This is a genomic window from Klebsiella sp. KTE92, assembly GCF_000398905.1.
Classification (GTDB): Bacteria; Pseudomonadota; Gammaproteobacteria; order Enterobacterales; family Enterobacteriaceae; genus Klebsiella; species Klebsiella variicola.
The window spans coordinates 3,399,907-3,416,554 of sequence record NZ_KB976100.1; the positions used below are offsets into that span (position 1 = coordinate 3,399,907).

18 protein-coding genes are annotated in these 16,648 nt (G+C 58.5%); 8 read left to right on the forward strand and 10 right to left on the reverse strand.

Going from position 1 to position 16,648, the window contains the following annotated elements; all coding sequences use genetic code 11:
- Positions 1-63: 63 nt before the first annotated feature.
- Both mepM and znuA read right to left on the reverse strand, forming a co-directional pair.
- Entirely contained in the window at positions 64-1,383 is a 1,320-nt protein-coding gene (gene mepM, locus A1WC_RS09470) for a murein DD-endopeptidase MepM (protein ID WP_012541251.1), read from the reverse strand.
- Positions 1,384-1,398: 15 nt separating this feature from the next.
- A complete protein-coding gene (gene znuA, locus A1WC_RS09465; protein WP_008804251.1) occupies positions 1,399-2,343 on the reverse strand; it encodes a zinc ABC transporter substrate-binding protein ZnuA in 945 nt (314 codons plus the stop codon).
- A 110-nt stretch (positions 2,344-2,453) separates the two neighbouring features.
- Between znuA and znuC the strand changes: the two genes are divergently transcribed.
- Positions 2,454-3,173 carry a zinc ABC transporter ATP-binding protein ZnuC gene (gene znuC, locus A1WC_RS09460; RefSeq protein WP_229531798.1) on the forward strand — a complete coding sequence of 240 codons (720 nt, stop codon included), beginning with the start codon at positions 2,454-2,456 and terminating at the stop codon, positions 3,171-3,173.
- Positions 3,173-3,958 (forward strand): zinc ABC transporter permease subunit ZnuB, encoded by a 786-nt coding sequence (gene znuB / locus A1WC_RS09455; protein ID WP_016161394.1) that lies wholly within the window; start codon positions 3,173-3,175, stop codon positions 3,956-3,958. The genes znuC and znuB overlap by 1 nt, the downstream gene beginning before the upstream one ends.
- A 63-nt stretch (positions 3,959-4,021) precedes the next feature.
- On the opposite strand, the gene ruvB is transcribed toward znuB, so the two are convergent.
- From ruvB to aspS, 6 genes are all read right to left on the reverse strand, one after another.
- On the reverse strand, positions 4,022-5,032 hold the full coding sequence (gene ruvB / locus A1WC_RS09450; RefSeq protein WP_012541250.1) for a Holliday junction branch migration DNA helicase RuvB: 1,011 nt from the start codon (positions 5,030-5,032) through the stop codon (positions 4,022-4,024).
- 8 nt (positions 5,033-5,040) lie between these two features.
- Complete coding sequence (gene ruvA, locus A1WC_RS09445; RefSeq protein WP_002911454.1) at positions 5,041-5,652, reverse strand: Holliday junction branch migration protein RuvA; 612 nt, start codon at positions 5,650-5,652, stop codon at positions 5,041-5,043.
- A 79-nt stretch (positions 5,653-5,731) separates the two neighbouring features.
- On the reverse strand, positions 5,732-6,253 hold the full coding sequence (ruvC, locus tag A1WC_RS09440) for a crossover junction endodeoxyribonuclease RuvC (RefSeq protein WP_008804247.1): 522 nt from the start codon (positions 6,251-6,253) through the stop codon (positions 5,732-5,734).
- Positions 6,254-6,287: 34 nt separating this feature from the next.
- Positions 6,288-7,028: a YebC/PmpR family DNA-binding transcriptional regulator gene (locus A1WC_RS09435; protein WP_002911459.1), complete on the reverse strand. Its 741-nt coding sequence runs from the start codon at positions 7,026-7,028 to the stop codon at positions 6,288-6,290.
- A 27-nt stretch (positions 7,029-7,055) separates the two neighbouring features.
- Complete coding sequence (gene nudB / locus A1WC_RS09430; protein WP_002911477.1) at positions 7,056-7,499, reverse strand: dihydroneopterin triphosphate diphosphatase; 444 nt, start codon at positions 7,497-7,499, stop codon at positions 7,056-7,058.
- Between the two features lies 1 nt (position 7,500).
- On the reverse strand, positions 7,501-9,288 hold the full coding sequence (gene aspS / locus A1WC_RS09425) for an aspartate--tRNA ligase (protein ID WP_008804246.1): 1,788 nt from the start codon (positions 9,286-9,288) through the stop codon (positions 7,501-7,503).
- Between the two features lie 267 nt (positions 9,289-9,555).
- Between aspS and A1WC_RS09420 the strand changes: the two genes are divergently transcribed.
- The 5 genes from A1WC_RS09420 to cmoB are packed head-to-tail and all read left to right on the forward strand — an operon-like array spanning position 9,556 to position 13,169.
- On the forward strand, positions 9,556-10,122 hold the full coding sequence (locus A1WC_RS09420; RefSeq protein ID WP_012541248.1) for a hydrolase: 567 nt from the start codon (positions 9,556-9,558) through the stop codon (positions 10,120-10,122).
- On the forward strand, positions 10,119-10,937 hold the full coding sequence (locus A1WC_RS09415) for a DUF72 domain-containing protein (protein ID WP_012967677.1): 819 nt from the start codon (positions 10,119-10,121) through the stop codon (positions 10,935-10,937). Before A1WC_RS09420 ends, A1WC_RS09415 begins: the two co-directional genes overlap by 4 nt.
- A 52-nt stretch (positions 10,938-10,989) precedes the next feature.
- On the forward strand, positions 10,990-11,385 hold the full coding sequence (locus tag A1WC_RS09410; RefSeq protein ID WP_008804243.1) for an MAPEG family protein: 396 nt from the start codon (positions 10,990-10,992) through the stop codon (positions 11,383-11,385).
- A gap of 39 nt (positions 11,386-11,424) precedes the next feature.
- Positions 11,425-12,168, forward strand: coding sequence for a carboxy-S-adenosyl-L-methionine synthase CmoA (gene cmoA / locus A1WC_RS09405; protein ID WP_008804242.1), 744 nt, complete (start codon positions 11,425-11,427; stop codon positions 12,166-12,168).
- Entirely contained in the window at positions 12,165-13,169 is a 1,005-nt protein-coding gene (gene cmoB, locus A1WC_RS09400) for a tRNA 5-methoxyuridine(34)/uridine 5-oxyacetic acid(34) synthase CmoB (protein WP_008804241.1), read from the forward strand. The genes cmoA and cmoB overlap by 4 nt, the downstream gene beginning before the upstream one ends.
- Before the next feature lie 81 nt (positions 13,170-13,250).
- Here the strand turns inward: cmoB and cutC are convergent, their stop codons facing one another.
- Both cutC and A1WC_RS09390 read right to left on the reverse strand, forming a co-directional pair.
- Positions 13,251-13,994 (reverse strand): copper homeostasis protein CutC, encoded by a 744-nt coding sequence (cutC, locus tag A1WC_RS09395; protein WP_008804240.1) that lies wholly within the window; start codon positions 13,992-13,994, stop codon positions 13,251-13,253.
- 76 nt (positions 13,995-14,070) lie between these two features.
- Positions 14,071-14,640, reverse strand: a complete 570-nt coding sequence (locus tag A1WC_RS09390) for a VOC family protein (protein WP_008804239.1) — start codon at positions 14,638-14,640, stop codon at positions 14,071-14,073.
- A 235-nt stretch (positions 14,641-14,875) separates the two neighbouring features.
- Here A1WC_RS09390 and argS point away from each other — a divergent pair, with 235 nt between their 5' ends.
- Positions 14,876-16,609, forward strand: coding sequence for an arginine--tRNA ligase (gene argS / locus A1WC_RS09385; protein WP_012541245.1), 1,734 nt, complete (start codon positions 14,876-14,878; stop codon positions 16,607-16,609).
- Positions 16,610-16,648: the final 39 nt, after the last annotated feature.

Sequence of the window (16,648 nt, forward strand, 5' to 3'; positions counted from 1 at the left end):
GTTAGGTAACCTACAAAAGAAAAAGCCGGCGCCCTGGGGCACCGGCTTTCCACTGACCGGTGGTTAGTCAAACCGCAGCTGCGGGACGACCTCTTTGACCTGCGCCAGGTAATCGGTACGGTCGGAACCGCTCAGCCCTTCGGTACGCGGCAGCTTAGCCGTCAGCGGGTTGACCGCCTGCTGGTTGATCCACACTTCATAGTGCAGGTGCGGCCCGGTAGAACGGCCGGTATTCCCCGACAGCGCGATACGATCGCCGCGCTTCACTTTCTGCCCCGGTTTCACCAGCAGCTTACGCAGGTGCATATAGCGGGTGGTATAGGTGCGACCGTGGCGGATAGCAACATAATACCCGGCAGCGCCGCTGCGCTTGGCCACTACCACTTCGCCATCACCCACTGCCAGCACCGGCGTCCCCTGCGGCATCGCGAAATCGACGCCACGATGCGGCGCGACGCGCCCGGTGACCGGATTCAGACGACGCGGGTTAAAGTTAGAGGAAACGCGGAACTGACGCGCCGTCGGGAAGCGCATAAAGCCTTTCGCCAGCCCCGTCCCGTTACGATCGTAGAATTTGCCGTCTTCGGCACGGATAGCATAGTAATCCTTACCGTCGGAGCGCAAACGCACGCCCAGCAGCTGACTTTGCTCGCGCTTGCCGTCGAGCATTTCGCGCGACATCAATACCGAGAACTCGTCGCCTTTTTTCAGCTTACGGAAATCCATCTGCCACTGCATGGCCTTGATCACCGCGCTGATTTCGGTACTGGTCAGGCCGGCATCGCGCGCGCTGGAGACAAAGCTGGCGCCGACGGTGCCCTTCAGCACATTGTTGACCCAGTCGCCTTTCTGCAGCTCGCTGCTCATTTTAAAACCGTTGTCCACACGGGTATAAGTGCGGGTTTCGCGGCGGGACATCTCCCAGGTCAGGCTCTGCAGATCGCCGTCCGCGGTCAGGGTCCAGGAGAGCTGCTGGCCAATCTTCAGATTACGCAGCTCTTTATCGGCGGAGGAAAGCTGGGCGATATCGCCCATATCGATACCGTACTGGTTCAGGATGCTGCTGAGCGTATCGCCAGTCGACACCACATATTCATGACCGCCGGCATCGGTATCGGCCTTCTCGTCGAGTTCATCCTGAGGAATGGCTTCTTCTTCCTGCGGGGCCTGGTCGATCGGCTCGGAGGCTTCCGGCAGCAGGGAACGGATCTCGCTTTTTTCCAGTTCAATGGTTCTGACGATGGGGGCGGATTCCGGGTGGTAAATGTAGGGTCGCCAGACGGCGACCGCTAAGGTAAGAACGCTAAGCGACCCCAACATGACGCGATGAGGTCGTGGCAGATTGTTGAATGCCTGAGTGACAGCGCGGGCTATCTGTTGCACGTATTCACTTCCTCGTTAATCTCCTTTCAGGCAGCTCGAATACTGATTCGCCAGCTGGGTCAGGAATTGCGGGTAACTCGCTTTACCCAACGTAATTCCAGTACCCAGCGGATCCAGGGTTCCCATGCGCACAGACGTGCCCCGGGCAACAGCTTCGATAACCGCTGGCCTGAACTGTGGCTCAGCAAAAACGCACGTGGCCTTCTGCTCAACCAGTTGTGTTCTGATTTCGTGTAAACGCTGCGCACCAGGCTGTATTTCAGGGTTGACGGTAAAGTGCCCCAGCGAGGTCAAACCGTAGTGTTTTTCAAAGTAACCGTAGGCGTCATGAAAAACGAAATAGCCCTTCCCTTTCAGCGGTGCCAGCTCATTGCTAACCTGCTTGTCAGTCGCCGCCAGCGCGGCCTCGAACTGCTGCAGGTTGCTGTCGAGTTTGGCTCGACTCTGCGGCATAAGTTCTAATAATTTATCGTGGATTGCAACCGCCGAAAGCCGCGCTATCTCTGGGGATAACCACAGATGCATATTGTAAATACCGTGATGGTGATCGCCGTCACTTTTTTCTGCTGCGCCGTGGTCATGACCATCATGATCGTCATCGTCATCCGCCCCGGTCATCAGCAGCGGCTTCACCCCTTCCAGCTCCGCGATGGTCACCTTTTTATTCGCCGCAATGCTTTGCGTCGACCTATCCATAAAGGCTTCCATTTCCGGCCCAATCCATACCACTAAGTCTGCGTTCTGTAAGCGTTTTACATCAGAAGGCCGCAGTGAATAGTCATGCTCTGAGGCGCCGTCGGGCAATAGCACCTGAGTATCTGTCACCCCATCGGCGATGGCGGCTGCGATAAAGCCCAGCGGTTTCATGGAAGTCACTACGGCGGCGCTGGCCAGCGGAACCTGCGCGAACAAAAAAACAGCGCCAAGTCCAGCGCAAAGAAGCGTATTTTTATGTAACATAATGCGTCTAGTCATCGAAACGAGTGAATGTGATGTGATATTATAACATTCACTAGCTTGTGCAACCCTAAATTACTATGACAAACCTTGTTACGCTGGAAAATGTGTCGGTGGCCTTTGGCCAACGCCGCGTGCTGTCTGACATTTCGCTGGCACTCACGCCAGGCAAAATATTAACCCTGCTGGGCCCGAACGGCGCCGGTAAATCGACCCTTGTGCGAGTGGTTCTGGGGCTGGTAGCACCAACAGAGGGTGTCATCAAGCGGGAAGACCGCCTGCGGATTGGCTACGTGCCGCAGAAGCTGCATCTTGACGCCACGTTGCCGCTGACCGTCAGCCGCTTCCTGCGTTTGCGCCCGGGTACCCGCAAAGACGACATCCTGCCGGCACTGAAACGTGTGCAGGCCGGGCATCTGATCGACGCGCCGATGCAAAAACTCTCCGGCGGCGAAACCCAGCGCGTACTGCTGGCCCGCGCCCTGCTCAACCGCCCACAGCTGCTGGTGCTGGATGAACCGACCCAGGGTGTTGACGTCAATGGACAGGTGGCGCTTTACGATCTTATCGACCAGCTGCGCCATGAACTGGACTGCGCAGTGCTGATGGTATCGCACGACCTGCATCTGGTGATGGCCAAAACCGACGAAGTCCTGTGCCTGAACCAGCATATCTGCTGCTCCGGCGCGCCGGAGGTGGTCTCCATGCATCCGGAGTTTATCTCCATGTTCGGCCCGCGCGGCGCGGAACAGCTGGGGATTTACCGCCACCACCATAATCACCGCCACGACCTTCAGGGGCGAATTGTACTGCGTCGGGGAAACAGCCGCTAATGATTGAACTTCTGTTACCTGGCTGGCTGGCCGGGATGATGCTGGCCTGCGCCGCCGGTCCGCTGGGCTCCTTTGTGGTCTGGCGCCGCATGTCCTATTTCGGCGACACGCTGGCGCATGCGTCGCTGCTCGGCGTCGCTTTTGGCTTATTACTTAACATCAATCCGTTTTATGCGGTGATCGCCGTGACTTTGATGCTGGCCGGCGGGCTGGTGTGGCTGGAAAAACGCCCCCATCTGGCGATCGATACCCTGCTGGGCATCATGGCGCACAGCGCACTGTCGCTGGGGCTGGTGGTGGTCAGTCTGATGTCTAACGTCCGCGTCGATCTGATGGCGTACCTGTTCGGCGATCTGCTGGCAGTGACGCCGCAGGATTTGATTGCCATCGCCATTGGCGTAGTGATTGTGATTGGTATCCTGCTCTGGCAGTGGCGACCGCTGCTGGCGATGACCATCAGTCCGGATCTGGCGTTTGTCGATGGCGTGAAGCTGCAGCGCGTGAAGTTGCTGTTGATGCTGGTCACCGCTCTGACTATCGGCGTGGCGATGAAGTTCGTCGGCGCGCTGATCATCACTTCCCTGCTAATTATCCCGGCCGCCACCGCCCGCCGTTTTGCCCGCACGCCGGAGCAGATGGCCGCCGTGGCAGTGGGCGTGGGCATGCTGGCCGTTACCGGCGGGTTAACCTTCTCGGCCTTCTACGACACCCCGGCCGGGCCGTCGGTGGTGCTGTGCGCCGCCGTGCTGTTTATTCTCAGCATGACAAAAAAAGCCGCCAGCTGAAAATGAAAAAGCCCGGTCGCGCTGCTGACCGGGCCTCATAATGAACGACGCATCCGTCGCGAACTAGGGCATTTCCGGCGGCGTGATCCCGAAATGATTCCAGGCGCGCACCGTCGCCATTCTTCCCCGTGGCGTACGCTGCAGAAAACCCTGCTGAATTAAGTAGGGCTCCAGCACATCTTCAATGGTTTCCCGCTCTTCGCCGATCGCGGCGGCGAGGTTATCCAGCCCCACCGGCCCACCAAAGAATTTATCTATCACCGCCAGCAGTAGTTTACGGTCCATATAGTCGAACCCTTCCGCATCGACATTCAGCATATCCAGCGCCTGGGCAGCAATGTCGGCAGAGATGCTGCCGTCGTGGCGCACTTCCGCGAAGTCGCGCACCCGGCGCAGCAGACGGTTGGCAATACGCGGCGTGCCGCGTGAACGACGGGCCACTTCCAGCGCGCCTTCGTCGCTCATCTCCAGCCCCATATGGCGGGCGCTGCGGCTGACGATATGCTGCAGATCGGGTATTTGATAGAACTCCAGACGCTGCACGATGCCAAAGCGGTCGCGCAGCGGAGAGGTCAATGAACCGGCCCGGGTGGTGGCGCCAATCAGGGTAAACGGCGGCAGATCGATTTTGATGGAGCGCGCCGCCGGACCTTCGCCAATCATAATATCCAGCTGATAGTCTTCCATCGCCGGGTAGAGCACCTCTTCCACTACCGGCGAGAGGCGATGGATCTCATCGATAAACAGCACGTCGTGCGGTTCGAGGTTGGTGAGCATCGCGGCGAGATCGCCCGCTTTCTCCAGCACCGGGCCGGAGGTGGTACGCAGATTCACCCCCATCTCATTGGCGACAATGTTCGCCAGGGTGGTTTTCCCCAACCCAGGCGGGCCAAAAATCAGCAGGTGATCGAGGGCGTCGCCGCGCAGTTTCGCCGCCTGGATAAAGATCTCCATCTGGGAGCGCACCTGCGGCTGGCCGACATACTCTGCCAGCAATTTTGGGCGGATGGCGCGGTCAACGGCCTCTTCTGCGCCGCTGCTGTCTGCCGATACCAGCCGGTCTGCTTCAATCATCCCTTACCTCACAACGCGGCGCGCAGCGCTTCGCGGATTAGCGTTTCACTGTTGGCGTCCGGACGGGCAATCTTGCTTACCATCCGGCTGGCCTCCTGCGGTTTATAGCCCAGCGCGACCAGCGCGGCAACCGCTTCCTGTTCGGCATCATCTGCCGTCGGGCCTGCCGGCGAGGTCAGCACCAGATCGGCCGCCGGAGTGAACAGGTCGCCGTGCAGCCCTTTGAAACGGTCTTTCATCTCGACGATCAGGCGTTCTGCGGTTTTTTTGCCAATCCCCGGCAGCTTCACCAGCGAGGCGACTTCTTCCCGCTCAACGGCATTGACGAACTGCTGCGCCGACATGCCGGAGAGGATCGCCAGCGCCAGCTTTGGCCCCACACCGTTGGTTTTAATCAGCTCTTTAAACAGCGTACGTTCCTGTTTGTTGTTAAAACCATACAGCAGCTGGGCATCTTCACGCACCACAAAGTGGGTAAAGACTATCGCCTCCTGACCGGCCTCCGGCAGCTCATAGAAGCAGGTCATTGGCATATGCACTTCATAGCCGACGCCCGCCGTTTCCAGCAACACCAGCGGGGGTTGTTTTTCGAGAATGATGCCTCTGAGTCTGCCTATCACGTGGGGCTCCTGCGTTATGGTCTAAGTATCTGGCGGTATCATAAAAAAAGGCTGGATAGATATCCAGCCTGATTTGCGATTATCGTAAGCGCCCTCGCGCCAGATTGAGCCGGGTCTCGCTGACCTGAGCAACATTCTGGCTGATATGGCAATGGGTGATGGCAATCGCCAGCGCATCCGCCGCATCCGCTTGCGGATTGGCAGGCAGTTTGAGCAAGGTGCGCACCATGTGCTGAACCTGGCTCTTTTCGGCGCTGCCGATCCCGACAACGGTCTGCTTGACCTGACGGGCGGCGTATTCAAACACCGGCAGCGACTGATTGGTCGCTGCAACGATCGCCACTCCGCGCGCCTGCCCAAGCTTTAACGCCGAATCGGCGTTCTTCGCCATAAAGACCTGCTCAATGGCGAAATAGTCGGGCTGAAACTGGGTGATGATTTCCGTCACCCCGGCGTAGATCAGCTTCAGCCGCGACGGCAGATCGTCCACTTTGGTGCGGATGCATCCGCTGCCAAGGTAGCTCAACTGCCGTCCAACCTGGCGGATCACGCCATAACCGGTGACGCGCGACCCCGGGTCAATGCCGAGAATAATAGCCATCACGCGCCTCCGGTTAACCGTGGATGCGACTGCATCACAGGGTGGCCGCGACCTCGTCGGAGATCTCGCCGTTATGGTACACTTCCTGCACGTCGTCGCAGTCTTCCAGCATATCGATCAGACGCAGCAGCTTCGGCGCCGTCTCGGCATCCATATCCGCTTTGGTGGACGGGATCATCGAGACTTCGGCAGCGTCGGCTTTCAGGCCAGCGGCTTCCAGCGCGTCGCGCACAGCACCCATCTCTTCCCACGCGGTGTAGACGTCGATGGCGCCGTCGTCATAGGTCACCACGTCTTCTGCGCCAGCTTCCAGCGCCGCTTCCATAATGGTGTCTTCATCGCCTTTCTCGAAGGAGATGACGCCTTTCTTGCTGAACAGGTAGGACACGGAGCCGTCGGTACCGAGGTTACCACCGGTTTTGGTGAAAGCGTGACGCACTTCCGCAACGGTACGGTTACGGTTGTCGGACAGACATTCCACCATTACCGCGGTACCGCCAGGGCCATAGCCTTCGTAAATGATGGTTTCCATGTTCGCGTCTTCATCACCGCCGACGCCGCGCGCGATGGCGCGGTTCAGGGTGTCGCGCGTCATGTTGTTTGACAGCGCTTTATCAACGGCCGCACGCAGGCGCGGGTTGGAAGCCGGATCGCCGCCGCCCAGACGCGCCGCAGTCACCAGCTCGCGAATGATTTTCGTAAAGATTTTACCGCGTTTAGCATCCTGTGCCGCTTTGCGGTGTTTGGTGTTGGCCCATTTACTATGACCTGCCATAAAAAACTCTCCAAAAAGCGCGCCCTTTCAGGCGGCGTTAATTACAAATTCTTCAATCGCCTGCCGGTTGCTCCACGACTTGGTCAGCGCAGCGGCTTCCGTCGCGCTGACCCAGCGGTAGGCCAGATGTTCGGTGAAGGTAATCTCCCGCTCATGAGGCAGCGCAAGACAGAACCAGAATTCTGTATTGCGCTCTACACCCGGCGCATAGCGATGACGCAAATGAGAAAATATCTCGAACTCCACCGTGCGCTGACAGTCAATTAAGGTCAGTTGCTCGCAGGCAACATCAATGGCGACCTCTTCCTTTACTTCACGCGCGGCGGCCTGCAGCGCGGTCTCTCCAGCTTCCAGGCTGCCGGTCACCGACTGCCAGAACGCGGGATCGTCACGCCGCTGTAACATCAGCACCCGTTTCGTATCTTCGGCGTAAATCACCACCAGCACCGAAACGGGCAGCTTAAATGACATATTACTTGTTCTCCAGAGACGCTTTCGCCTCTTTCTCCACAACCTGAATACCCAGTTCACCGAGCGCAGCCGGATTGGCGAAGCTTGGCGCTTCGGTCATCAGACAGGCCGCGGCGGTGGTTTTCGGGAAGGCGATAACGTCGCGGATGTTATCGGTACCGGTCAGCAGCATGGTCAGACGGTCAAGACCGAACGCCAGACCCGCGTGCGGCGGCGTACCGTATTTCAGCGCATCCAGCAGGAAGCCGAATTTTTCACGCTGCTCTTGTTCATTAATGCCCAGAATACCAAATACGGTCTGCTGCATGTCGCCACGGTGAATACGTACAGAACCGCCGCCGACTTCATAACCGTTAATGACCATATCATAGGCGTTCGCTACGGCCTCTTCCGGCGCAGCTTTCAGCTCGTTCGCGGTCATATCTTTTGGCGAAGTGAACGGATGGTGCATCGCCGTCAGGCCGCCTTCGCCGTCGTCTTCGAACATCGGGAAGTCGATCACCCACAGCGGCGCCCATTTGCTCTCGTCAGTCAGGCTCAGGTCTTTACCGAGCTTCAGACGCAGCGCGCCCAGCGCGTCCGCCACCACTTTCTTGTTGTCGGCGCCGAAGAAGATCATATCGCCGTCCTGCGCGCCGGTGCGTTCGAGGATCGCTTCCACGATCTCAGCGGTGAGGAATTTCGCCACCGGGCTGTTGATCCCGTCCATGCCTTTCGCACGCTCGGTCACTTTAATATAGGCCAGCCCCTTCGCGCCGTAGATCTTCACAAAGTTGCCGTATTCGTCAATCAGCTTGCGGGTCAGAGAGGCACCGCCCGGGACGCGCAGGGCCGCCACGCGCCCTTTCGGATCGTTGGCCGGGCCGGCAAAGACCGCGAATTCGACGGACTTCAGCAGGTCGGCGACGTCCACCAGCTCCATCGGGTTACGCAGATCCGGTTTATCGGAGCCATAACGACGTTCGGCTTCGGCGAAGGTCATGATCGGGAAATCACCCAGGTCGACGCCTTTAATTTCCAGCCACAGCTGACGCACCATTGCTTCCATGATCTCACGCACCTGCGGCGCGGTCATAAAGGAGGTTTCCACGTCGATCTGGGTAAATTCAGGCTGACGGTCGGCACGCAGGTCTTCATCGCGGAAACATTTAACGATCTGATAATAGCGATCGAACCCGGACATCATCAGCAGCTGTTTGAACAGCTGCGGGGACTGCGGCAGCGCGTAGAATTTGCCTTTATGCACGCGGGAAGGCACGAGGTAATCGCGAGCGCCTTCCGGGGTGGCTTTGGTCAGCATCGGAGTTTCGATGTCGAGGAAGCCATGGTCGTCCATAAAGCGGCGCACAAAGCTGGTGATTTTCGCGCGGGTTTTCAGACGCTGCGCCATTTCCGGACGACGCAGGTCGAGGTAGCGGTATTTCAGACGCGCTTCTTCGGTGTTGACGTGATTGGAGTCCAGCGGCAGCGATTCTGAACGGTTAATAATCGTCAGATCGGAGGCCAGCACTTCGATGGCGCCGGTGGCCATGTCCGCGTTGATGTTTTTCTCTTCACGCGCGCGGACGGTGCCAGTGACCTGAATGCAGAACTCATTACGCAGTTCAGAGGCTAATTTCAACGCATCCGCACGATCCGGGTCGAAAAACACCTGAACGATGCCTTCGCGGTCGCGCATATCGATAAAAATGAGGCTACCGAGATCGCGACGGCGGTTGACCCAACCACACAGAGTCACCTGCTGCCCAACGTGGGACTGTCGAAGCTGTCCGCAATATTCTGTACGCATGAGATATCCCTTAACTTAGCCGTCGGCGGATTGTCGTCTGCCCTGCAGGCGACGAGGTCGCAGCTTTAGCTGATGTCACAACTGAATGAAAAAAGGCGGCTATTATACTGGAAATTCTGTCGTTCGATAAGTCCGACGCACGATGTACGCTGCTTTGCTGCGCGCTTAACGTCTACACTCACATAAATTAACAATATTTGTTACCCTTTTGCTGAAGCCGCGCAGGTATTGTAGCCGCCTGACAACAGAAGAAGATACGGGGATACCATGTTAGAACTCAATGCAAAAAAAACGGCGCTGGTGGTGATCGATCTGCAGGAAGGCATTCTGCCTTTCGCCGGCGGACCACATCGGGCTGACGAGGTGGTGGCGCGCGCCGCTCGCCTGGCAGACAAGTGTCGACAACAGGGTTCACCGGTCATCATGGTCCGCGTCGGCTGGTCGTCCGATTTCGCCGAAGCGCTGAAACAGCCTGTCGACGCTCAGGCCGGGGCGCATACGCTGCCTGAAAACTGGTGGACCTACCCGGCCACGCTGGGTAAGCAGGAGAGCGATATCGAAGTGACCAAACGCCAGTGGGGCGCGTTCTATGGCACCGACCTTGAGCTTCAGCTGCGCCGCCGCGGTATCGACACCATTATTCTCTGCGGTATCTCCACCAACATCGGCGTCGAATCCACCGCCCGCAACGCCTGGGAGCTGGGTTTTAACCTGGTCATCGCCGAAGATGCCTGCAGCGCCGCCTCCGCCGAGCAGCATCAGGGCAGCATGACGCATATTTTCCCGCGCATCGGTCGGGTGCGCAGCACCGAGGAGATCCTCGCCGCGCTATGATTTATATTGGGCTTCCCCAGTGGTCGCACCCGAAATGGGTGCGCCTTGGCATCACCAGCCTTGAAGAGTACGCCCGCCACTTTAACTGCGTGGAGGGCAACACTACCCTGTATGCGCTGCCGAAGCCGGAGATAGTCACCCGCTGGTATGAACAAACCCATGATGACTTCCGCTTCTGCTTTAAATTCCCGGCCACCATCTCGCACCAGGCCGCTCTGCGTCATTGCGACGATTTAAGCAGTGAATTTTTTGCCCGCCTGGCGCCGCTGGCCTCGCGCATCGGCCAGTACTGGCTGCAGCTGCCGGCGACGTTCGGTCCTCGCGATCTTCCCGCGCTATGGCATTTTCTCGACGGGCTGCCGAAGGATTTCACCTACGGCGTCGAGGTTCGTCACCCCGAATTCTTCGCCAAAGGCGAAGCGGAACAGCAGCTCAACCGCGGGCTGCACGAGCGCAACGTTAACCGTGTGATCCTCGACAGCCGCCCGGTCCACAGCGCTGCGGCCACCAGTCCGGCGATGATCGACGCGCAGAAAAAGAAACCCAAAGTGCCGGTACATGCGGTGATGACCGCCCGGCAGCCGATGGTGCGCTTTATCGGCGGTGACGATATGGCCCACAATCGGGAACTGTTTCGCGTCTGGCTGCAGACCCTGCCGAAGTGGCATCAGTCTGGCACCCCGTGGCTGTTCCTGCATACCCCAGACATTGCTTACGCGCCGACGCTGGTCGATACGCTGTGGAGCGATCTGCGCACCGCCCTGCCGGCGGCAGGAAATGCGCCGTCGATTCCGCAGCAATCCTCCCTTTTCTGATATCCTGCTATCATAATCGGAGCCATCTGCCAGAGTTAAAGGGAGTTTTCGTATGGTCAGCGCGCTGTATGCCGTTTTAGGTGCGTTATTGTTAGTGAAGTTCTCGTTCGACGTGGTGCGGTTACGCACCCAATACCATGTAGGCTACGGTGACGGCGGCTTTAGCGAGCTTCAGGTCGCCATCCGCGTTCACGGTAATGCCGTCGAATATGTGCCGATTGGCCTCATTTTGCTGTTATTTATGGAGATGAACGGCGCCCAGACCTGGATGGTGCACGTTTGCGGCATTTTATTGATTGTCGGGCGACTGATGCACTCCTGGGGTTTTCATCACCGCGTCTACCACTGGCGCCGCTCCGGCATGAGCGCCACCTGGTGCGCCTTGTTGCTGATGGTGCTGGCCAACCTCTGGTATATGCCCTGGGAGTTGGTTTTCTCCCTCCGTTAGCGCACAATACGCCGTTTTCGTTTTTTCGGGTTTAACGTTATGTCTCACCGCGATACGCTTTTTTCCGCGCCGATTGCCAGCCTCGGCGACTGGACCTTTGATGAACGGGTTGCTGAAGTCTTCCCGGATATGATCCAGCGCTCTGTGCCCGGCTATTCCAATATCATCTCGATGATCGGCATGCTGGCCGAGCGCTTCGTTCAGCCCAACACCCAGGTTTACGATCTTGGCTGTTCGCTGGGCGCCGCCACCCTCTCTGTGCGCCGCAATATTAGTCATCCGGGCTGTCGCATTATCGCCATCGACAACTCTCCCGCGATGGTAGAGCGCTGCCGTCGCCATATTGACGCCTATAAAGCGCCGACGCCGGTCGAGGTCATTGAAGGGGATATCCGCGATGTGGCCATTGAAAACGCCTCGCTGGTGATCCTGAACTTTACCATTCAGTTCCTTGAGCCGGGCGATCGCCAGGCGATCCTCAATAAAGTCTATCAGGGGCTTAATCCGGGCGGCGCGCTGGTGCTCTCGGAGAAATTCAGCTTCGAAGACGCCCACGTCGGCGAGCTGCTGTTCAATATGCATCATGATTTTAAACGCGCGAACGGCTACAGCGAGCTGGAGATCAGCCAGAAACGCAGCATGCTGGAAAACGTGATGCTGACGGACTCCGTGGAAACCCATAAAGCCCGCCTGCGTCAGGCTGGGTTTGAACATGCCGAACTGTGGTTTCAGTGCTTTAACTTTGGCTCGCTGGTGGCAGTAAAATCCGGGGAGCAGGCATGATCGACTTCAGTAACTTCTATCAGCTGATCGCCAAAAGCCCGCTGTCTCACTGGCTGGAAACCTTGCCAGCTCAGGTAGCCGCCTGGCAGCGCGAGGCCCTGCACGGCAAGTTTCGCGAATGGGAGCGCGCCGTTGAGTTTCTTCCGGAATTAACGCCGTGGCGTCTGGATCTCCTGCACAGCGTCACCGCCGAGAGCGAAACGCCGCTCAGCGAAGGTCATCAGCTGCGGGTAGAAAACCTGCTTAAAAACCTGATGCCGTGGCGCAAAGGGCCTTATTCGCTGTACGGCATTAATATCGATACCGAATGGCGTTCCGACTGGAAATGGGAGCGCGTCCTGCCGCACCTGTCCGATCTTACCGGGCGGACTATCCTCGACGTGGGCTGCGGCAGCGGCTATCACATGTGGCGAATGATCGGCGCCGGCGCGCATCTGGCGGTCGGCATCGATCCCACCCAGCTGTTCCTGTGCCAGTTTGAAGCGGTGCGTAAGCTGCTCGGCAACGACCAGCGGGCGCATCTCCTGCCGCTGGGCATCGAGCAGCTGCCGGCGCTGGAGGCCTTCGACACCGTGTTCTCGATGGGCGTGCTCTACCACCGCCGCTCGCCGCTGGACCATCTGTGGCAGCTGAAAGATCAGCTGGCGCCGGGAGGCGAGCTGGTGCTGGAGACGCTGGTGGTCGAAGGGGATGAAAATACGGTGCTGGTTCCGGGCGACCGCTATGCGCAGATGCGCAACGTCTATTTTATTCCCTCGGCGGCGGCCCTGAAAATGTGGCTGGAGAAGTGCGGGTTTATCGATGTGCGCATCGTCGATGCCTGCGTCACCTCGACCGATGAGCAGCGGCGCACCGAATGGATGACCAGTGAATCGCTGGCCGATTTCCTCGACCCGCAGGATCAGCGCAAAACCGTGGAGGGGTATCCGGCTCCGCTGCGCGCGGTGATTATCGCCACCAAACCGGAAACGCAGCAGTCGCTGGCAAAAAAAGCGAGATAAAAAAAGGCCCCTGTTTAATGGGCAGGGGCCTGGTACGGGCAATCATCATATTGGGCGACATGATGTGCAGCAAAAAACCATTTAACTTCTCCAGGCGGAGATAATCCCTTTCATCTCCGCCACCGCTTCGCCATTGACGGCGTAGCGCCTGTATTCGTCCGCATCGGGATCGGCTGACATCGAAACGCCTGGATGACGAAAGCGCATCTCCGATGGCAACCACTGGCCTGCAGAGCTATGAACCTCTTTCACCCCCGCCTGCAGCAACAGCGGCAAGTTCGCGGCGCGCACTCCCGCACCGGCCATAATGATTGGAGTATCCCCTGCGGCAATAAGTTCCGTAATTAATGAAATACCTTTCTCCGCCGAGGATTGCTGACCGGAAGTCAGGATACGTTTAACCCCCAGCTCACCCAGCGTCTTCCAGGCCTGACGCGGGTCGGCACACAGATCGAACGCGCGATGAAAGGTCACCGCCAGCGGCCCGGCCGCGGCCATTATTTTTTTCATCCGCGGGATATCGACCTGGCCATCGGCATTCAGTACGCCGGTCACCACCCCGGGAAAGCCGAGCTCCCGCACCATGCAGATATCGCTAAGCATCGCGGCGAACTCCTCTTCGGTGTAGCAGAAATCGCCGCCGCGCGGGCGAACGATCGGATGCACCGGGAGGGTAATCGCCTCGCGGACCGAGACCAGCACCCCATAAGAGGGTGTTAATCCCCCTTCCTGCGGCGCGGCGCAGAGTTCAATACGATCGGCGCCGCAGCGCTCAGCCTCCCGAGCGCACGCCATGCTGTAGCAACACACTTCCAGTACCGCCATTCCTCTCTCCCTGATCCAGACAACCTTTGCAGCATGTCATGATTTCACGCGGCAGACGCCGCGCGGCTTCACACTGTTACGTATCAGCTTGCTCGCTGGCGACGATTTGTTCAATCGACCACGGATGAAATTTCACCGTCACGCTGCCGTCGGTCACCGCCAGGGTGGGATTCGGCAGACGCTCATGCTGCCCTTTCGGCGAGCTGGTTTTGACGACGATCCCCGGCTGGCTGAGTCCATCATCGGCCAGCAGCGCCAGCGCGCGGGCATTTAAGGTTGCCGGATCGCCAGGCAGGACAATTTCAATATGCTCCCATCCTTCATGGGGATAACGCTTTTCACCCGGCCACGGCAGCTCAATGATATGGAAGCGCCAGTGCGCCACGCAGACCGGCTCCGCCAGCTTGAACAGGCAAATGGGCCGGCCGTTGATCATATTCTCCGACAGCAGGGTTCCGCACTGTTCCAGACCGCGGCGCCAGCGTTCCGCAGTGGTATTCTGATGACAGCGCAGGGAGATATGGTCGGCGTCGAGCCCGGCGATCTCCAGTCCCAGTCGCGCAGTGAAGCGCTGAAGCGCATCGGAAAATCGCGGGAGATCCGCCGTAATATCGGCCAGTTGTTCAATTTGCTGCCAGTTTGCCATGGGTTTGCTCGTCAATGATGCTCGTCAGTAATGAAAAGGTAATTTACCGTGTTTCGGTCTGCGGACCAACCGCCGCCCTGCTGATGGGCAACTGAACGGCGATGGATTGCGCACGCCGCCGCGCCGCGCGCAATGCTGACGGACGGGGACAAATGCAGTATACTCCCGCCCTAATTTGTCCACATTATGGCGCTGCCTCCCTCGGGGGCAGGCGCATTACACGTAAGGTATTCCGGTGAATATTCAGGCTCTTCTCTCAGAAAAAGTCAGCCAGGCCCTGATCGCGGCAGGCGCGCCTGCCGATTGCGAACCTCAGGTCCGCCAGTCAGCAAAAGTTCAGTTCGGTGACTATCAGGCCAACGGCGTGATGGCTGTCGCCAAAAAACTGGGCATGGCGCCGCGACAACTTGCAGAGCAGGTACTGTCTCATCTTGACCTCAACGGCATTGCCAACAAGGTTGAAATCGCCGGGCCGGGCTTTATCAATATTTTCCTCGATCCTGCTTTTCTGGCGGACAACGTCAACCGCGCACTGCAGTCTGAGCGCCTGGGCGTCACGAAACCGCAGGCGCAGACTATCGTCGTCGACTACTCGGCACCCAACGTAGCGAAAGAGATGCACGTTGGCCATCTGCGTTCGACCATCATTGGCGATGCTTCAGTCCGTACCCTGGAGTTCCTGGGTCATAAGGTGATCCGCGCCAACCACGTCGGCGACTGGGGCACCCAGTTCGGTATGCTGATCGCGTATCTGGAAAAACAGCAGCAGGAAAACGCCGGTGAGATGGCCCTGGCCGACCTCGAGGGTTTCTATCGCGAAGCGAAAAAGCACTACGACGAAGACGAAGCCTTCGCCGAGCGCGCACGTAGCTACGTGGTTAAACTGCAGGGCGGCGATCAGTACTTCCTGCAGATGTGGCGTAAGCTGGTCGACATCACCATGTCGCAAAACCAGATCACCTACGATCGCCTGAATGTGACGCTGACCCGCGATGACGTAATGGGTGAGAGCCTGTACAACCCGATGCTGCCGGGGATCGTCGCCGATCTGAAAGCCAAAGGGCTGGCCGTCGAGAGCGAAGGCGCCACCGTGGTGTTCCTTGATGAGTACAAAAACAAGGAAGGCGAACCGATGGGCGTCATCATCCAGAAAAAGGATGGCGGCTACCTTTACACCACCACCGATATCGCCTGCGCAAAGTATCGCTATGAAACGCTGCACGCCGACCGCGTGCTCTATTACATCGACTCTCGTCAGCACCAGCACCTGATGCAGGCGTGGACCATCGTGCGTAAAGCAGGCTACGTGCCGGACTCTGTGCCGCTGGAGCACCATATGTTCGGTATGATGCTGGGGAAAGACGGCAAGCCGTTTAAAACCCGCGCCGGCGGTACCGTGAAGCTGGCCGATCTGCTGGACGAAGCGCTGGAGCGCGCCCGTCGCCTGGTAGCGGAGAAGAACCCGGACATGTCGGCTGACGAGCTGGAAAATCTGGCGAAAGTGGTCGGTATCGGCGCGGTGAAATATGCCGATCTGTCGAAAAACCGCACCACCGATTACGTTTTTGACTGGGATAATATGCTGGCGTTCGAAGGCAACACCGCGCCGTATATGCAGTATGCCTATACCCGCGTGCTCTCCGTCTTCCGCAAAGCCGGCATCGACGAAAACGCGATGAACGACGCGCCGGTGGTCATCGCCGAAGATCGCGAAGCCCAGCTGGCCGCGCGCCTGCTGCAGTTTGAAGAGACCCTCTCCGTGGTCGCTCGCGAAGGGACGCCGCACGTGATGTGCGCCTACCTGTACGATCTGGCGGGGCTATTCTCCGGCTTCTACGAGCATTGCCCGATCCTCAGCGCGGAAAGCGAAGAGACCCGCAACAGCCGCCTGAAGCTGGCGCTGCTGACGGCGAAAACCCTCAAGCTGGGTCTCGATACCCTGGGTATCGAAACCGTAGAGCGTATGTAACAAACAACCCGGCGAAAGCCGGGTTAGTTTTATTCGGCG

Coding starts and splice junctions, on each gene's coding strand:
- znuA (WP_008804251.1), bottom strand. CDS start 2,343: ATGTTACATAAAAATACGCTTCTTTGCGCTGGACTTGGCGCTGTTTTT.
- znuB (WP_016161394.1), top strand. CDS start 3,173: ATGATTGAACTTCTGTTACCTGGCTGGCTGGCCGGGATGATGCTGGCC.
- ruvB (WP_012541250.1), bottom strand. CDS start 5,032: ATGATTGAAGCAGACCGGCTGGTATCGGCAGACAGCAGCGGCGCAGAA.
- ruvC (WP_008804247.1), bottom strand. CDS start 6,253: ATGGCTATTATTCTCGGCATTGACCCGGGGTCGCGCGTCACCGGTTAT.
- A1WC_RS09435 (WP_002911459.1), bottom strand. CDS start 7,028: ATGGCAGGTCATAGTAAATGGGCCAACACCAAACACCGCAAAGCGGCA.
- nudB (WP_002911477.1), bottom strand. CDS start 7,499: ATGTCATTTAAGCTGCCCGTTTCGGTGCTGGTGGTGATTTACGCCGAA.
- aspS (WP_008804246.1), bottom strand. CDS start 9,288: ATGCGTACAGAATATTGCGGACAGCTTCGACAGTCCCACGTTGGGCAG.
- A1WC_RS09420 (WP_012541248.1), top strand. CDS start 9,556: ATGTTAGAACTCAATGCAAAAAAAACGGCGCTGGTGGTGATCGATCTG.
- A1WC_RS09415 (WP_012967677.1), top strand. CDS start 10,119: ATGATTTATATTGGGCTTCCCCAGTGGTCGCACCCGAAATGGGTGCGC.
- A1WC_RS09410 (WP_008804243.1), top strand. CDS start 10,990: ATGGTCAGCGCGCTGTATGCCGTTTTAGGTGCGTTATTGTTAGTGAAG.
- cmoA (WP_008804242.1), top strand. CDS start 11,425: ATGTCTCACCGCGATACGCTTTTTTCCGCGCCGATTGCCAGCCTCGGC.
- cmoB (WP_008804241.1), top strand. CDS start 12,165: ATGATCGACTTCAGTAACTTCTATCAGCTGATCGCCAAAAGCCCGCTG.
- cutC (WP_008804240.1), bottom strand. CDS start 13,994: ATGGCGGTACTGGAAGTGTGTTGCTACAGCATGGCGTGCGCTCGGGAG.
- A1WC_RS09390 (WP_008804239.1), bottom strand. CDS start 14,640: ATGGCAAACTGGCAGCAAATTGAACAACTGGCCGATATTACGGCGGAT.